Source organism: Streptomyces sp. NPDC039430 (assembly GCF_055639435.1).
Window position 1 is genome coordinate 820,999 of sequence record NZ_JBVKAK010000001.1, and the last position, 13,817, is coordinate 834,815.

A 13,817-nucleotide genomic window follows, 5' to 3' on the forward strand; every position below is an offset into this window, starting at 1 on the left:
TCTCAGACGACCGGGAGCACGGCCGCGGGTGCGGCGGTGGGTGCGGCGGTGGGTGCGGCCGGGAGCACGGCCGTGGGCGTGGCCGTGGGTGCCTTGGGAGCGAGCAGGAGGTCCTCGTAGGTGTGGTGGGCCCGCGAGCTGATACGAGGGTGCAGGAGCGCGGCGGCGCGGGCGTGCTCGCCGGCGTCCACGAGGGCGCGGGCGAGAGTGTCCTGAACGATCTCGCGCTCCACCCGGACACCACCGAGCCGTTCCGTCCGCGCGCTCAGGCCGGTCGGGCCGGTCAGGCCGGTCAGGAGATCCACGGCCGCCGCCGTCCGGCCGGCGGTGATCTCGGCCAGCGCCTGGACGACCGGGGCCAATACGTGCCGGTAGTCCGGCCGTTCGTCGCGCGCCGCCCGGTGGGCCAGGGCGCGCAGATCGTCGGTGGCCGCCTCGACCGCCAGCGCCAGGGCGAGGTTGAACGTATGGAAGACCTCGGCCATCCCGCCAGGAGCCGCCAGCAACTCCCGCACGTGCGTGAGGTCGCAGCGGCCGGCCGGGGTCTGCCCGGCCAGCAGCAGCCGCCAGTTGGCAGCCGCGCGCATGCCCACGTCAGCGCGGCCCAGCACCTCGTCCGCCCGACGGCGCGCGTCCGCGAAATCGCCGCAGGCCAGCGACTGCAGCGCGGCATGCCAGTTGAGGTGCTTGAACTGAACGGCCTCCGGATCGGCCGCGAGCCATGTGTCGAGGAAAGCGGTGGAGGCGGGGCCGGCGCCCTGTTCGTGTTCGGCGTGGGCGCGGGCATGGGCCGCCAGCCCCGAGCGCGGGAACAGGGCCAGCGCCCGGCCCGCGAGCTCATGGGATTCCTCGGCACGGCCCTGCTCCGCCCGTACCCAGGCCAGCCGGCTCGTCCACGTCCAACTCTCCGGGCCTGACAGCGCGTACTGCTCCTCGGCCAGGGCATCGCCCCGCTCCCGGTAGCCGGCCTCGCCACAGGCGTGGAAGGCGTCGAGCATCAGACCGGCCACCTCGTCACCCGGCCATCGCGCGAAGTGCGTGAGCAGGTGATCGGCCGTCAACCGGTACTGGCGATGCGTGTGGAGGAACACGCCGTACACCAGACTCATCGACCGCGCGTCCGCACTCCGCGCGTCCTGGTGGGCGACCGTCAGTTCGTCCCGCAGCTCCGTGTCGCTCAGCGCGTCGGCGGTGGCCAGCACCAGCAACGCCCGTGCCACACCGAGCCGAGGGCGTTCGGCCACCCACTGCCTCAGCGACGGCACCGCGCGCCCGCTGAGCGCCGCCAGCTCCCGCACCGGAACGTCCCGCATCGACACACCTGCCACCGAACGCCTCACACGCATCCCTCCTCATTCGGTCAGGAGTCAGTCGGCTGCCGGGAGCACAGCGATGCAGATGATGCCGCTGTTACCGCAGTGATTACGCGGCAGATGCAGCGGAAGAGCGGCGTGATTCCCGCTCACCGCACCGCTCCCGGCCACCGTGCCGCCGGCCGTGTGCGCGCCGCCGCCCTGGTTGGCGCACGTATTGCCGAACGTCGCGTTCCCGATACCGATCACGTTGGCGTGCGCCGCCCCGGCCGGCACCAGCGCGGCCCCCAGCACCGCTCCCACCGCGGCCGCCCGCCGTCCCACGCGACGAGCACCGCCGTTTCCGTCCCCCGCGCCCTCGTTCACCGGACGTTCTTCTGTCAATCGCGTATGCACGGCGCTCCGTCCTCGCTAGCAGCGCGCGGCCATGGCCGACGCCCGCTCAGATCACACCCGGGGGTCAACCGGGCCTTTCCCGGTAAACGATGTCCCCTCCATCAGGGCACGTACGGACACGTCTCGGCTGAGGACGCTCAGGATGCACAGGACGTAGCGGAAGAGGCCCCTCCAGAACTCGCCAGGCCCCGCGCCCCGCCCGCCCTCCGGCGCGACCACAGCCCGTAGCCCGCTGTCCGGCTGACAGCGGGCTACGAGGAACGGTCCAGTGCGCCGAGCCGACGGTGGGTGGGGGGAGTCGGACTCACGCACTGCCGGAGGCCGTCAGAGACTCAGCGGCTCAGAGACTCAGCGGCCGGGGGCCACTAGAGACTGACGTTGAAGCTCCCCTTGGCCTCGGTGGAGTAGTAGACGCGGCTGCCCTTGAACTCGGCGATGTAGCCGGACGCCATCGCGGTGGCCATGAGTTGGGGGTCGCTGATCTGCGTGCCGCTGTCGAACGACGCCTTGCCCTGGTCGTTGGTCCGCGCGGAGCCGAGCTCCTGTCCGCCGGTGGCGACATAGAAGTGGATCAGCTGATCCGGGATTCCCTGGCCGTCGCCGTCGGTGAGGATCGCTTCGACCTTCGCCCTCGCCTTGCCCTGGAGCGCGCTGCCCTTCACCGTGTGCGCTTCGAGGAACGTGGACTTCTTCGGCCGCGGGGCCTCGGGGTCGACCGGCTGCTGCGGGGGGTAGTACCCCGGCTGCGGCTGGTAGTAGCCGGGCGGCGGCTGCTGGGGCGGGTAGTACCCGGGCTGCGGCTGGTAGTAGCCGGGCGGCGGGGGCTGCGGCGGGTAGTACCCGGCCGGCGGCGGCTGCTGGGGAGGGTAGTAGCCGGGCGTCGGCTGTGACATGGGAAAACTCCTCATGATCAAGTGCGCTGGAACGTTGGCTGAGCTGTCACACGAAGGCCGGTTTCGGCCTGCCCGCACAGACTGCCCCTAAAAATCCGCCACCAGCCGCAAACCGTCACGCACCCCCCGGACGAGTGGCGTCGTTCGATTGCGTGCGCGGAACGCCCGCAGGGATGATCGGCGATCGTGGACCGTACCTCGTTGAATGTTCATGAACTAACCGAAAACTGGATGCTGTTGGAGGACGAGCGCAAACTCGTCTCCGGCAAACGCGGCCCGACGCGGCTGGGGTTCGCCGTGCTGCTCAAATTCCATGCGTGCTACGGCCGGTTTCCCCGCGGCCGGTCCGAACTGCCCGACCGGGCGGTGGACTTCCTCGCCCGGCAGGTACGGGTACCCGCCGCCGAGCTGGACGCGTACGACTGGACGGGCCGCACGATCGAGTACCACCGCGCCCAGATCCGGCGGCACTTCGGCTTTCGGGAATGCACCGTCGCGGACGCGGAGGAGCTGACGGCGTACCTCGCCGAGCATGTCGCGCGCGAGGAACGCCGTCCGGAGCGGGTGCGGGAGGAACTACTGACGCGCTTACGCGGCCAGAACGTCGAGCCGCCCACGCCCGGCCGGTGCGACCGGATCGTCAAAGCCGCTCTGCGGGCGGCCGAGGAGTCCCTGACGGCGAGGATCTCCTCGCGACTGACCGAGGCGGGTATCAGGCGGATCGTTTCTCTGGTGGGCGAGGGCGAGGCGGGCGACGAGGGGGGCGAGGGCGAGACGGCGGACAGCAGGAACGAATCGCCGCCGTTGGGAGAGACCGGACCGAGGGAGATCAGGCTGAGAGAGATCAAAGCCGCTCCTGGGCCTGCTCCGGCTCCGGGCGATCTCAACCAGCGGACGATGCTCGCGGAGATCGACAAGCTCCTCGCGATCCGGGCGATAGGGCTGCCGCCGGACCTGTTCCGCGACATCGCGCCCGCTGTACTGGCCGGATGGCGGGCGCGGGCCGAGGCGGAGTCCCCCGCCCACCTGCGGACGCACCCCTTGCCACTGCGCGTGACGCTGCTGGCCGCTCTGCTGCACCAGCGCGAACGGGAGATCGCCGACTCGCTGGTGGAGCTGCTGATCTCCATATCGGGGCGCGGACCGGGTCAGAAGAGCACGCCGAGAACAGACTGATCGGCGATTCCGGTGATTCCGGTGATTCCGGTATCTCCGGTGTCTCCAGCGCCTTCGGCGTTTCTGCCGTTTCTGCCGTTTCTGCCGTTTTCTACGGAGCGACGCCCGTGGGCGCCCGGGCCCGTCCCGCCGCCCGAGCCCCTCCCCCGGTGACGGCGCGTACGGGCGGGGCCGGGGAGTCGGCCCGGTCGTATCGTGGAAACGTGGCGGGCCGCCCCGGGGGGCACGAGGGGGCCTCGCGACACGCCCCGGTCGCCGCACTCGCGTCGGTACGCCCGCTCTGGTGGGCCGTCTCCGCCCTGCTGGTGGCGGCCGCCGTGGTCGTCGCCCTCACCCGGCGCCACGAACTGGTCACCGCCGTCCATCTCATCGATGACGTCCGACTGCCCCGGCTGCTGGTCGCCGCCGGGTTCGAGGCCGCTTCCCTGGCCTGCCTGGCGGCTGTGCAGCACTGGCTGCTGCGCGCGGGCGGTGCGCGGATCCGGCTCCGGGTCGTCGGCGCCATCGTGCTGGCGGCCAACGCCATCGCGGGGGCGCTGCCCGGTGGGGCGGCGTTCGCGGCGGCGTGGGTGTTCCGGCAGTTCCGGCGCCGGGGCGCGGGGCAGGTCCTCGCCGGGACCGTACTGGTGATCGCGGGGCTGCTGTCCGGGCTGAGCCTCTTCGTACTGTTGATGGCCGGTGTGCTGGTGGCCGGCTCCTCGGGCCCGGTGGCCGCGGTGCGGCCCGTGGTCATCGGGCTCGCCGTGGTGGGGGTTCTGGTGGCGGGCTTGGCGGCCGCCCTGTTCCGGTTTCCCCGGGTAAGGCGCCGGGCCCGGCGGCTGTGGCAGCGGATCGGACTGCGTTCCCGGCGGCTGTGGGACATCGAGCGCGCACTGTCACATCTGGGCCGTCAGATCCGTACCACCAGGCCGGGGATCCGCCCGTGGCTGTGGCCGTCGTCACTCGCCGTACTCAACTGGGGTTTCGACCTCGCGTGTCTGGTCGCGTGCGTGTGGAGTCTCGGGATCGGCATACCGTGGCACGGCGTTCTCGCGGTCTACGCGCTGACACAGTTCGCGGGAAGTCTGCGGCTCACGCCTGGCGGTCTCGGCGTGGTCGAGACGAGTCTCACGGCGCTGCTCGTGCTGTACGGACTGAGCGCCGAGCAGGCGATCGCCGTCACCATCCTGTACCGGGTGCTGAGTTACTGGGCGCTCCAGCCGGTCGGCTGGGCGAGCGGGCTCGCACTGACACTGAGTCGCGGCCACGCCGGAGCCGGTCCCGAAACCGTTGGCGAGGCCGGTCCCGGAGCCGACCCCGACGGCGGGCCTGACCCTGGCAAGGGGCCCGATGGCGAATCCGACCCCGGCAGCCGCGCCTGATCCGGGCATCCGACCTGGTCACGGGGCTCAAGATGCTCAAATCCACCCGGTGTGGCTACGCTTTATGCGGTGGCTTGACCGAATGACAGGCCGGACCGGTGACAACGCCCCGTCCGGCATCCCGCGCCACCGGCAGGATCGGCCGCCCCGGCCGCCATCGACGCCTCCCGGGCCCGAGCCGGGGCCCTCCTCCCACAGGAAGAGGAATCGAAACATGAAGTCCTCCCGCATCCGTCACACCGTCGTGTCCGCTGCCGCCGTGATGGCCCTCCCGGTCTCCCTGGGTCTCATGGCACCCCAGGCCTTCGCCGACCCCGCCGCGCCCGGCACCCCCACACCGCCGAGCGCGCCTGTGACACCCAGCACACCCACGTCGCCCGGCGAGTCCACCTCGCCCAGCGCCTCCGCGTCGCCGAGCGAGTCGACGTCGCCGAGCACGTCCGCCTCGCCCAGCCCCTCGACCTCGCCGAGCAGGACGGCGGTGCCCAACCCGGCCGTCCCGTTCGGTCCCGGCTGCTCGTCGATCCCGAAGACCGGCACCGGCAGCCTCGCCCAGATGGCCACGGAGAAGGTGGCGACGGCCATTTCCCACAACCCGGACTTCAGCACGTTCTACTCCCTGGCGAAGAAGGCAGGGCTGACCGACAGGCTGAACACCGCGAACGACATCACGGTCTTCGTGCCGACCAACGAGGCGTTCAAGAAGCTCTCGACGGCGCAACTCGACCAGATCAAGAACAACGAGGCGCAGCTCAGGAAGGTCGTGAAGTACCACGTGGCGGAGAAGAAGGTCGCCACCGACCTGCTCCCCAACGGCGTCTTCTCGACCTGGGAGGGCACCACCCTCTCCACCTCGGGGTCCGACCGTACGTTCAAGGTGAACGACACGGCGAAGATCCTGTGCGGCAACATCAAAACGGAGAACGCCACGGTGTACACCATCGACACCGTGCTGACGCCGAAGTAGGGCCTCCGGCCTGGCCGTACGCACGTCCCGGACCTCCACTCCACGCCACCCCCTTTCCACACCGGTGAGGGGGTGGCGTGAAGAACCGTTCCCCTTTTCACGCATGGTCGGAATTACTGGGGGAAGACGGCTGCTTGGAGGTTGATAGATATGGTTCCCCTGATACTCGTTCTTCTGCTCGCCCTGATCCTTTTCGGTGCCGGTTTCGCGCTCAAGGCACTGTGGTGGATCGCCGTCATCGTGCTGGTCGTCTGGCTGCTGGGATTCCTGGTGCGCCCCACGGCAGCAGGAGGAAAGCGTGGCCGCTGGTACCGGTGGTAGACAGACGGCGACGGCGTTCGACTCGGCACGGAAATACGTGACGGAATCGCGCGACGGAGTCGTGTAACGGAAATGGGCGGGCCCGGAGAACGGGCCCGCCCATCCACTGTGTTGAAGGTGCGTCAGATTCCGGCCGAGGCCATTTCGATCGCGGAGCGGTAATTCAGCGCGGTCGCCTTCACGCAGGCGCCGTACGTCCGGTCCTTGGTGACCACGAGGAAGTAGTCGCGCAGGTTCTTCCAGTAGTTGACGAGATAGCCAAGACCCGGAATGAACCCCGCGGGCCGGGGAACGAGAGCGAAGGCCTCGGAGCACTTCAGGATCTCGCCGGTGGCCGTCGAGAGGATCTCCGCCACCTCGCTGTTCATGTTCCAGCCGGCCGCCAGCGAGTCATTCCAGATGGCGCCGGCGATCTGCCGGAGCCGCTCCTGCTCTTCCGGCGTGGGATCGCTGCTGAACGTGACGCTCCCCGACGTCACGACTCGCGCGGCCGGTGCCTCGGCCGTCCCTGCCGCCGCGTGGGCCGCTCCCGCCGTACCGACGGCCAGGACCGCCCCGGCGGCGAGCAACGCCACCGCCGACGTCCACCGGGACAATCTTCGCTCAACCATCTTCTCCGCCTCTCCCCTGCAGCCGACCCGAGGTCCGAATTGGCCCTCGCCGGACGCTGTCGCGCCGAGCCTCCCGTTTCGCCCCCGGGCCGTCAACGGCGCAGATCAAGCCGCGTGGCGGTCCGCGCCAGGTCGAACGCCTGTTCTATGATTCCCCCGGCGCACCCCGTTACACGCCCTTGATCAGGGCCGTTGTCCGGGCGCCCATCCCAACGCCCTGCGCTCCGGAGGAATCATGCGACCTGTTCCCGCCCCCGCCCGCCTCGCTCCTGTCCCTCTTCCCGCGCCCCCCGTGCTTCCCGCCCTCCCCACGCTTCCCGTCCTTCCCGTCCTTCCCTTTGTGGCCCCCGCGGACCTGTCATCACGACCGTCACCGAGGTGGGGCGCATGAGTCACGGTCACGTCAAGCCCCTGCCGCCGTCGCTGCGGGAATGGGCGGAACGCGTCGTCGGGCCACTCTCCGCCGTACAGGACGCGTCACATCCGCGCGCGTCCTCACGCGTCTGGGATGTCACCGACAGTCGCGGCCTGCGCTTCTTCATCAAGCAGTCGGCGAGCGCCTCGTTCTACGAACGGGAGACCTTCGGATACCAGTCCGCGGTGCCCGCCCTCGGGTTCGGCCGCGCCCCGCGGCTCGTCGAGACCGACGCCCGGCAGCTCGCCCTGCTGCTGACCGCCGTACCGGGCACCCCTGTGTCGCGACTCACTCTCCCCGGACCGGCACACCGCTCCGCGCACCGGCAGTTCGGGGCCCTGCTGCGCCGTCTGCACGGCACGGACAAGATGCCGGGCGCCGGACGGCGCGAGGCCAGGGCCGCGCTGGAGGGGCTGGCCGACGACGCCGAGACCCATCTCGCGCGCGCCACCGACCTGATGTCCGAGAGCCGGCGCGCGCTCGTCCGCCGCGCGGCCGGCCACGTACGGAAACTGACCGATCTGCTCGCCCCCGCCCATATCCACGGCGACGCCCAGGAGCGCAACGCCCTGTGGACCGGCCAGGCGCTACCGGAACAGCGGACTCCGGGGCAACGGCCCCTGGAACAGCGGACATCGGGGCAACAGGCGTCGGGACGGCAGGCGCCACGGCCGGCATCGGGACAGCTGCCATCGGGACAGCTGGCGGTCATCGACTTCGAGCGCTCCCGTTACGCCCCCGCCGTACAGGACTTCGTCCGGCTGGCCTGTGGCCCCTGGCAGGACCGCGGCGATCTGCGCGCCGCGTTCTTCCACGGGTACGGCCGCCCGCTGACCGACGCGGAGCGCCAGGCGCTGCCATGTCTGGCGGCGCTCGACGCCGCGAGCTGTCTCGCGTACGGCCCGGACCACGGCGAACACGACGTCACGGCCCGGGGGCTCCGTACGCTGGCCCGCCTGGAGAACAGCGCCTGGGGGACATTCGTATGACCGGACGGCGCGCATGTACGGCTGGACGGCGCGCGCGTACGGCCCGACCGCGGGCACATGGCGCCCGCCACCGCTACGGCTTGCGCGCCACGCCCGCGTAGATCGAGACCGCCTCGTCGGTGACGCCCTCCTCCGGGTCGCCGTCCGGGCGCCAGTGGTGCGGCACCGCGAGGCCGGGCTCGACGAGATCCAGCCCCTCAAAGAAACGGAGGACTTCACTCCGGGAGCGCACCTGCGCGGGGATACCACCGCGGTGGTAGACACCGATCACCCGCTCCCACATCTCCGGGGCGAAGTCCGGAGTGCAGTGGGAGAGGACCAGGTGGCTCCCGGAGGGCAGCGCGTCCAGCAGAAACCCGACGGTCTCGTACGGACGGAACTCGTCCGGCACGAAGTGCAGCAGCGCGTTGAGGGACAGCGCGACCGGGCGCGTCAGATCGATCGTCTGCCGCAGCCGCTCCGACTCGATGATGGTCTTCGGGTCCCGGACATCGGCCTGGATGTACGCGGTACGGCCCTCGGGCGTGCTGCGCATCAGGGCCTCGGCGTGCCGGAGGACGATCGGGTCGTTGTCGACATAGACGACACGGGAGTCCGGGGCGGCCGCCTGCGCTATCTGGTGGAGATTGGGCCGGGTCGGGATACCCGTACCGATGTCCAGGAACTGCCGGATGCCGGCCTCGGACGCGAGCCAGCGGGTCGCCCGGTGCATGAAGTGACGATTCGTCTGCGCGCAGATCTTGACCGTGGGGAAGACCGACTCGACGGAGGCCGCGGCCGCTTGGTCGGCCTCGTAGTAGTCCTTGCCATTGAGGTAGAAGTCGTACATCCGGGCGGGGTGGGGCTTGCTGGTGTCGATCTCGTCTACCGACGGGTGGTCGAGGTCCGTCATGCGGGGCCGTCCATTTCTTGCTCGTGGGGGGTTTATCGGGGGGCTGGGTGTCCGAAGGGGGGTCGGGGGGGTCCGGAGGGAGGTGGTGGCCACAGGGGGCGGTGGCTACGGCGGGGGGCTACGGCGGAGGGCGGTGGCTACAGAGGCGGTGGCTACAGGAGGAAGTCGGCGAGGCCGTTCTTGGCGCCGGCGACGAAGTCGGCCATCGCGGCCGCGGTGCAGATCAGGGTCGGCCCCGACGGGTCCGCGGACTGACGGATCGCGACCCGCTCTCCGTCGACCTTCTTCGTCTCGACGCAACTGCCGCCGTTGGGACCGCTCCATGGCTTCTCCCAGCCGTCGGTCCCCAGTTCGTCGGCCGGCATACCGTTGAAAATCTCCCGCATTAGAGCTCCTTGCGTATCCCTTGGAGAAAAGCTCTGGTTTCGTCAACGGGCGCCGCCCGGGCAGACATATTGTCCAGGACTTCCAGATAGGCGGCGATATCGGGGCGCTGATCCATATAGACGGCGCCGGTGAGATTCTCGGTATAGACGACATCGGGCAGTTCGGGCATGTCGAAGCGGAAGAGATGGAACGGTCCGAATGCCCCGAGATGCGGCCCGATCGCGAACGGCATGATCTGCAGGGTGAGGTTGGGGAACGCGGTGGCTTCCAGCAGCCGGTCGACCTGCGCCCGCATCACCTCCGGATCGCCGACGGGTCTGCGCAGGACCGCTTCTTCCATCAGGATCCACAGAAAAGGCGCGTCGGCCTTGGTGAGCAGTTGCTGACGCTTGATGCGCAGCGCGACGCGCCGTTCCAGCTCCTCGGCGTTGCGGTGTGCGCCCACCCGCAGCACGCCGCGTGCGTACTCCTCGGTCTGCAACAGGCCCGGCACGTAGTGGGGTTCGTACGTCCTGATCAGGCTCGCCTGGTCCTCCAGGCTGATGTACGCGCTGAACCAGCCGGGCAGCGCGTCGCGATAGCGATGCCACCAGCCGGGCTTGTTGGCGACCTTGACCAGCTCGGTGAACTCCTCGGCCTCGCTCTCCGTGACGCCGTACGCCTGCAACAGCAGCAGGACGTAGGGGAGTTTGAGGCTGACCTCGGAATTCTCCATACGCCGAATGGTCAGCGGAGCGACGTCCAGGACTTTCGCCGCCGCCTCCCGGGACACCCCCGCCTTCTCGCGAAGCGCCCCGAGCCGCTTGCCCAGAACGATACGCAGGACGGTGGGCGCGGTACCCGGACGAGCCTCACTCATGCGGGGTCTCCTGACGTCGACTCATCTCACAAAGTCTGACAGGTGACCGGCGGTCTATCCAGAGAGATGTGGAGCATTGTGAAATTATCAGAACGATCAGTTGCGGCCTGTCAGCGTCAGCGCTCATAGTGAACGCGTGACTCACATCACGGATCACCGTGCACACAAGCAACCCCAGCCCCTCGCCGGGGAGTTACAGGCGCGTGCTCGGCACCCCTGGGGCGCCTGGTGTGCCTCGGTCGGCCGACTGGACGAAGAAACCGACTCCGGCCTCCGCGCACGTACGCACTGTCACGACAGCAATGGTCATGACGCGTACGGACACGAGACGTGCGGGCGCGAGCCCTACGGACGCGACGCGTACGCACACGACGCGCACGGGCACGACGTACGCGATCACGACGTACGCGATCACGGCCGGTACGTCGCGCACAGAAGCGCTTTCACGCTTCCCAGCAGACGGGACTCCGTCGCCAGAGCGCGGCACTGGCTCCGTGATGAGCTTCAGCGATGGAGACTGCACACGGACCTGTGCGATGTCGCGGTCCTCGTCCTCTCCGAGCTGTTCACCAACGCCGTGCTCCACACGGCCAGCGCTCTGGTCAGCTGTGAGGTGCGGCTCCTGACCGAGCACGTACGGCTCGACGTCCACGACCAGGGCGCGCGCGACGGCGCGCCCAGCCCCCGCAACCCCGACTCCCGCGCGGAGAACGGGCGCGGGCTGCTGCTGGTGGAGAGTCTGGCCGAGGCGTGGGGCGTCGGATCCCGCGAGGGCGGGGTGGGGCGCACGGTTTGGGCGATGCTCCCGCTCGGTCACAGGTCCGGCATCTGAACGGCCGGTCGGGCCGAGGGCTGTCGCCGGCCCGACCGGCAGTACAGGGGTCTGCCGTTCGGGTCGGCTCAGCCACCCCGGGTCGGCTCGGCCGACCCGCACGCGAGAGCGGCGCGGGCCCGTCAGGCCAGAGCGGCGGCGACCACCAGCGCGAAGGCCGCGACGGAGAAGAGCGTGCGGATGAGGTGGAGCGTGTTCCACCGGGACTCAAAAGCGGCGCGCGCCACACTGTCGGGTGAGGAAGTGGCGGATGCCAGCGCGTTGTTGAGCGGGACGTTGCCGCCGATGGTGACCAGATGGTTGAGGACGGCGCAGACCAGTCCGGCCACCAGGAGCCAGCGCTGGGTGTCCGAGCGCCCGTCGACGGGTACGGCGAGCGCGGCGGCCGGGAACGCCACCACGGCCAGGAAGGTCAGCAGGAAGACGGGGCGGGGCACGTACTCATTCACCCGGCGCATGGCCGCGACGAACTGCTCGTCGCTCAGCCGGCCCAGGGCGGGCATGATGCCGGTCTGGAAGATCAGGAAGTACCCCGCGAACAGACCGGTGGAGATCGCGGCGAGAGCGAGCAGCAGAGTGGCCATGCGCACATCATGGCGCACGGAATGGCTGACAGGGCACGGTTCTTGAACGGTTCTCGATCACACCCATCGATCGCCGCCGATCACCCAGACTGCGCGAATATGGGCCGGTTGTGGAGGCTCTGGCATGGAGTCGCCACTCTCCGTACTGACACTTGTCACGGTGAGCAATGATGTGCGTACATGGAGTGGCGTACGGCTCCGAGGGGATGGCGGGGGTGGTCAGCCGTGGCAGAGGTTTCGGGTTCTGTGCTCAACAGGTCGACATTGCCGGTGGGCGGAGCGCGGGAGGACGTGGTGGACACGCCCCATCCGCCCGGCCGGCCGATCCAGGGAGTGCGGGAGGTGACGGCGACGCTGACCGCCCTGGTCCGTTCCGCCCGCAGAGAGTTGTTGATCTTCGATGATCCGGGCAGTTGTCTGGGGCAGTGCATCCCGGAGCAGTTCCTTGAGTTCGCCGGCGCCTGTGTGCGAGCGGCGGGTGAGCAGAGCTGGCATGACAGCGGCCCGGGAGGCAGAGCGCGGGGGAGGTCGAGCGCGGTCGGCGTCCGCAGGATCGTGCCGCGCCACGGGCTCGCCGGGCTCTCCTACCCACTCCCCCGCGATCTGCCCGGCCGGGCCAGGCAGACGGACTCCATCCCGTTCAAGATGATCCTGGTGGACCGCTCGGTCGCCGCGGTCCCGCTCGATCTCCAACTCCACTACCACGGGCTGCTGTTGATCCGCGATCCGGTGGTCGTGCAGGCCCTTGTCCGTACGCACCAGACGTGGTGGGACACGGGCGAGGAACTGCCGACGGCCGCGGTCCCCTCGCCCGGGGGCCTGCCGGGACATCTGCGGCCCGTTCTGGAGGCGCTGCTCGCCGGGCTGACCGACGAGACGGCGGCGACGCGGCTGGGCATGTCGAGCCGTACGTATAGCCGCCGGGTGGGCGATCTGCTCACCGCCCTCGGCACGACGAGCCGCTTCCGGGCGGGTGCGGAAGCGGCTCGACGGGGGTGGATCTAGAGAGGATTGGACCTGGACGGGGGCGGACCTGGACGGGGACGAAGGTGGAGGGGGCGGACCCGGACGATTCAGAGGTCGCGCAGATAGGTGCTGTGGGGGCCTCGGCGGCCCCGCACGGCTGAGCGTGGACACCGTCCGCTTCGGCCCTTTACAACGGAGCGTCCGTCTCCTGGCATGCCGGAGTCGAGAAGGCGGCGAACGCGGCGTCCAGCAGTTTGCCGAGGTCCTCCTGGCCGTCGCTCGCACTCCATTGCCCGAGGACGATCCACAAGATTTCGAGCGCCGCCGCTACGCGAACGTTGGCGATGATCGATGACCCGTCGGTCGGGGAGGTTGTCTTCTGCAGTCGGGCGACGATCTCTGGTCGCCATTCAGCCTGCTTCTCGCGGAGGCGTGCGCACAGGGCTGGGGTCTGCTCGATGAGGCCGAGGATCGTCACGAGTTCCTGGACGTCGCGCACGAGAAACCTCACGGCTGACTCCAGGGCGTTGCGCAGTGTGCTCCAGTCGTCCTGGTTGGCCCGCTCGGTATCGAGCGCGTCAGTGATGACGTCACCGACAGGGTCGAAGACGAACAGGACCACGTCTTCCTTGGTGCCGAAGTAGCGCAGGAAGGTGCTCCGCGACACTCCGGCGGCTTCGGAGAGGTCGGCGAAGGTGACCTGGTTAAAGCCGGTGAGGCAGAACCGGTTGAACGCGACGCGGGCCAGCTCTGCTCGCACCGCGTGGCGGCTGATCTCACGGGTACCGACTCGCGCTGCGCTCATGGGGACGAGTGTACTCCGACACACTCGTTTGCTTCTTCGGATACAGGTTT

At 69.6% G+C, this 13,817-nt stretch carries 17 protein-coding genes; 7 read left to right on the forward strand and 10 right to left on the reverse strand.

The window, feature by feature from the left end; genetic code table 11:
* Nucleotides 1–2: 2 nt before the first annotated feature.
* The 3 genes from ACZ7LS_RS03490 to ACZ7LS_RS03500 form a co-directional block, all read right to left on the reverse strand.
* Nucleotides 3–1,346, reverse strand: coding sequence for a tetratricopeptide repeat protein (locus tag ACZ7LS_RS03490; RefSeq protein WP_385136343.1), 1,344 nt, complete (start codon nt 1,344–1,346; stop codon nt 3–5).
* A gap of 21 nt (nt 1,347–1,367) precedes the next feature.
* A complete protein-coding gene (locus ACZ7LS_RS03495; protein ID WP_382970051.1) occupies nt 1,368–1,697 on the reverse strand; it encodes a chaplin family protein in 330 nt (109 codons plus the stop codon).
* 377 nt (nt 1,698–2,074) lie between these two features.
* A complete protein-coding gene (locus tag ACZ7LS_RS03500) occupies nt 2,075–2,602 on the reverse strand; it encodes a hypothetical protein (RefSeq protein WP_385136340.1) in 528 nt (175 codons plus the stop codon).
* A gap of 186 nt (nt 2,603–2,788) precedes the next feature.
* Here ACZ7LS_RS03500 and ACZ7LS_RS03505 point away from each other — a divergent pair, with 186 nt between their 5' ends.
* Both ACZ7LS_RS03505 and ACZ7LS_RS03510 read left to right on the forward strand, forming a co-directional pair.
* Nucleotides 2,789–3,778, forward strand: a complete 990-nt coding sequence (locus ACZ7LS_RS03505; RefSeq protein WP_385136339.1) for a DUF4158 domain-containing protein — start codon at nt 2,789–2,791, stop codon at nt 3,776–3,778.
* A 203-nt stretch (nt 3,779–3,981) separates the two neighbouring features.
* Nucleotides 3,982–5,139, forward strand: coding sequence for a lysylphosphatidylglycerol synthase transmembrane domain-containing protein (locus ACZ7LS_RS03510; protein ID WP_385136336.1), 1,158 nt, complete (start codon nt 3,982–3,984; stop codon nt 5,137–5,139).
* A gap of 234 nt (nt 5,140–5,373) precedes the next feature.
* Here the strand turns inward: ACZ7LS_RS03510 and ACZ7LS_RS03515 are convergent, their stop codons facing one another.
* Nucleotides 5,374–5,724: a hypothetical protein gene (locus ACZ7LS_RS03515; protein WP_385136333.1), complete on the reverse strand. Its 351-nt coding sequence runs from the start codon at nt 5,722–5,724 to the stop codon at nt 5,374–5,376.
* Between ACZ7LS_RS03515 and ACZ7LS_RS03520 the strand changes: the two genes are divergently transcribed.
* A complete protein-coding gene (locus ACZ7LS_RS03520) occupies nt 5,696–6,106 on the forward strand; it encodes a fasciclin domain-containing protein (RefSeq protein ID WP_382521554.1) in 411 nt (136 codons plus the stop codon). The two genes, ACZ7LS_RS03515 and ACZ7LS_RS03520, sit on opposite strands and share 29 nt — an antisense overlap.
* A 150-nt stretch (nt 6,107–6,256) precedes the next feature.
* Complete coding sequence (locus ACZ7LS_RS03525) at nt 6,257–6,427, forward strand: hydrophobic protein (RefSeq protein ID WP_382521551.1); 171 nt, start codon at nt 6,257–6,259, stop codon at nt 6,425–6,427.
* A gap of 122 nt (nt 6,428–6,549) precedes the next feature.
* Here the strand turns inward: ACZ7LS_RS03525 and ACZ7LS_RS03530 are convergent, their stop codons facing one another.
* Nucleotides 6,550–7,038 carry a hypothetical protein gene (locus ACZ7LS_RS03530; protein ID WP_382666178.1) on the reverse strand — a complete coding sequence of 163 codons (489 nt, stop codon included), beginning with the start codon at nt 7,036–7,038 and terminating at the stop codon, nt 6,550–6,552.
* A gap of 387 nt (nt 7,039–7,425) precedes the next feature.
* Between ACZ7LS_RS03530 and ACZ7LS_RS03535 the strand changes: the two genes are divergently transcribed.
* Nucleotides 7,426–8,442 (forward strand): phosphotransferase enzyme family protein, encoded by a 1,017-nt coding sequence (locus tag ACZ7LS_RS03535; protein ID WP_385136330.1) that lies wholly within the window; start codon nt 7,426–7,428, stop codon nt 8,440–8,442.
* A gap of 73 nt (nt 8,443–8,515) precedes the next feature.
* Here ACZ7LS_RS03535 and ACZ7LS_RS03540 read toward each other — a convergent pair whose 3' ends face one another.
* From ACZ7LS_RS03540 to ACZ7LS_RS03550, 3 genes are all read right to left on the reverse strand, one after another.
* Nucleotides 8,516–9,334 (reverse strand): SAM-dependent methyltransferase, encoded by an 819-nt coding sequence (locus tag ACZ7LS_RS03540; RefSeq protein WP_385136327.1) that lies wholly within the window; start codon nt 9,332–9,334, stop codon nt 8,516–8,518.
* Between the two features lie 152 nt (nt 9,335–9,486).
* Nucleotides 9,487–9,720, reverse strand: a complete 234-nt coding sequence (locus ACZ7LS_RS03545; protein WP_382521542.1) for a DUF397 domain-containing protein — start codon at nt 9,718–9,720, stop codon at nt 9,487–9,489.
* On the reverse strand, nt 9,720–10,580 hold the full coding sequence (locus ACZ7LS_RS03550) for a helix-turn-helix domain-containing protein (protein WP_382521539.1): 861 nt from the start codon (nt 10,578–10,580) through the stop codon (nt 9,720–9,722). Before ACZ7LS_RS03550 ends, ACZ7LS_RS03545 begins: the two co-directional genes overlap by 1 nt.
* 136 nt (nt 10,581–10,716) lie before the next feature.
* Between ACZ7LS_RS03550 and ACZ7LS_RS03555 the strand changes: the two genes are divergently transcribed.
* Nucleotides 10,717–11,412, forward strand: a complete 696-nt coding sequence (locus tag ACZ7LS_RS03555) for an ATP-binding protein (RefSeq protein ID WP_385136324.1) — start codon at nt 10,717–10,719, stop codon at nt 11,410–11,412.
* 122 nt (nt 11,413–11,534) lie between these two features.
* Here ACZ7LS_RS03555 and ACZ7LS_RS03560 read toward each other — a convergent pair whose 3' ends face one another.
* Nucleotides 11,535–11,996, reverse strand: a complete 462-nt coding sequence (locus tag ACZ7LS_RS03560) for an anthrone oxygenase family protein (protein WP_382521533.1) — start codon at nt 11,994–11,996, stop codon at nt 11,535–11,537.
* Between the two features lie 294 nt (nt 11,997–12,290).
* Between ACZ7LS_RS03560 and ACZ7LS_RS03565 the strand changes: the two genes are divergently transcribed.
* Nucleotides 12,291–13,001, forward strand: coding sequence for a helix-turn-helix domain-containing protein (locus ACZ7LS_RS03565; protein WP_240045880.1), 711 nt, complete (start codon nt 12,291–12,293; stop codon nt 12,999–13,001).
* A 148-nt stretch (nt 13,002–13,149) separates the two neighbouring features.
* Here the strand turns inward: ACZ7LS_RS03565 and ACZ7LS_RS03570 are convergent, their stop codons facing one another.
* A complete protein-coding gene (locus ACZ7LS_RS03570; RefSeq protein ID WP_385136320.1) occupies nt 13,150–13,767 on the reverse strand; it encodes a TetR/AcrR family transcriptional regulator in 618 nt (205 codons plus the stop codon).
* Between the last annotated feature and the right edge of the window lie 50 nt (nt 13,768–13,817).

What these genes read in the sequence shown, in the direction of transcription:
- ACZ7LS_RS03530 (WP_382666178.1), bottom strand. Translation starts at nt 7,038, where the DNA reads ATGGTTGAGCGAAGATTGTCCCGGTGGACGTCGGCGGTGGCGTTGCTC.
- ACZ7LS_RS03535 (WP_385136330.1), top strand. Translation starts at nt 7,426, where the DNA reads ATGAGTCACGGTCACGTCAAGCCCCTGCCGCCGTCGCTGCGGGAATGG.
- ACZ7LS_RS03490 (WP_385136343.1), bottom strand. Translation starts at nt 1,346, where the DNA reads ATGCGTGTGAGGCGTTCGGTGGCAGGTGTGTCGATGCGGGACGTTCCG.
- ACZ7LS_RS03545 (WP_382521542.1), bottom strand. Translation starts at nt 9,720, where the DNA reads ATGCGGGAGATTTTCAACGGTATGCCGGCCGACGAACTGGGGACCGAC.
- ACZ7LS_RS03570 (WP_385136320.1), bottom strand. Translation starts at nt 13,767, where the DNA reads ATGAGCGCAGCGCGAGTCGGTACCCGTGAGATCAGCCGCCACGCGGTG.
- ACZ7LS_RS03540 (WP_385136327.1), bottom strand. Translation starts at nt 9,334, where the DNA reads ATGACGGACCTCGACCACCCGTCGGTAGACGAGATCGACACCAGCAAG.
- ACZ7LS_RS03525 (WP_382521551.1), top strand. Translation starts at nt 6,257, where the DNA reads ATGGTTCCCCTGATACTCGTTCTTCTGCTCGCCCTGATCCTTTTCGGT.
- ACZ7LS_RS03515 (WP_385136333.1), bottom strand. Translation starts at nt 5,724, where the DNA reads ATGGCCGTCGCCACCTTCTCCGTGGCCATCTGGGCGAGGCTGCCGGTG.
- ACZ7LS_RS03550 (WP_382521539.1), bottom strand. Translation starts at nt 10,580, where the DNA reads ATGAGTGAGGCTCGTCCGGGTACCGCGCCCACCGTCCTGCGTATCGTT.
- ACZ7LS_RS03520 (WP_382521554.1), top strand. Translation starts at nt 5,696, where the DNA reads ATGGCCACGGAGAAGGTGGCGACGGCCATTTCCCACAACCCGGACTTC.
- ACZ7LS_RS03500 (WP_385136340.1), bottom strand. Translation starts at nt 2,602, where the DNA reads ATGTCACAGCCGACGCCCGGCTACTACCCTCCCCAGCAGCCGCCGCCG.
- ACZ7LS_RS03560 (WP_382521533.1), bottom strand. Translation starts at nt 11,996, where the DNA reads ATGGCCACTCTGCTGCTCGCTCTCGCCGCGATCTCCACCGGTCTGTTC.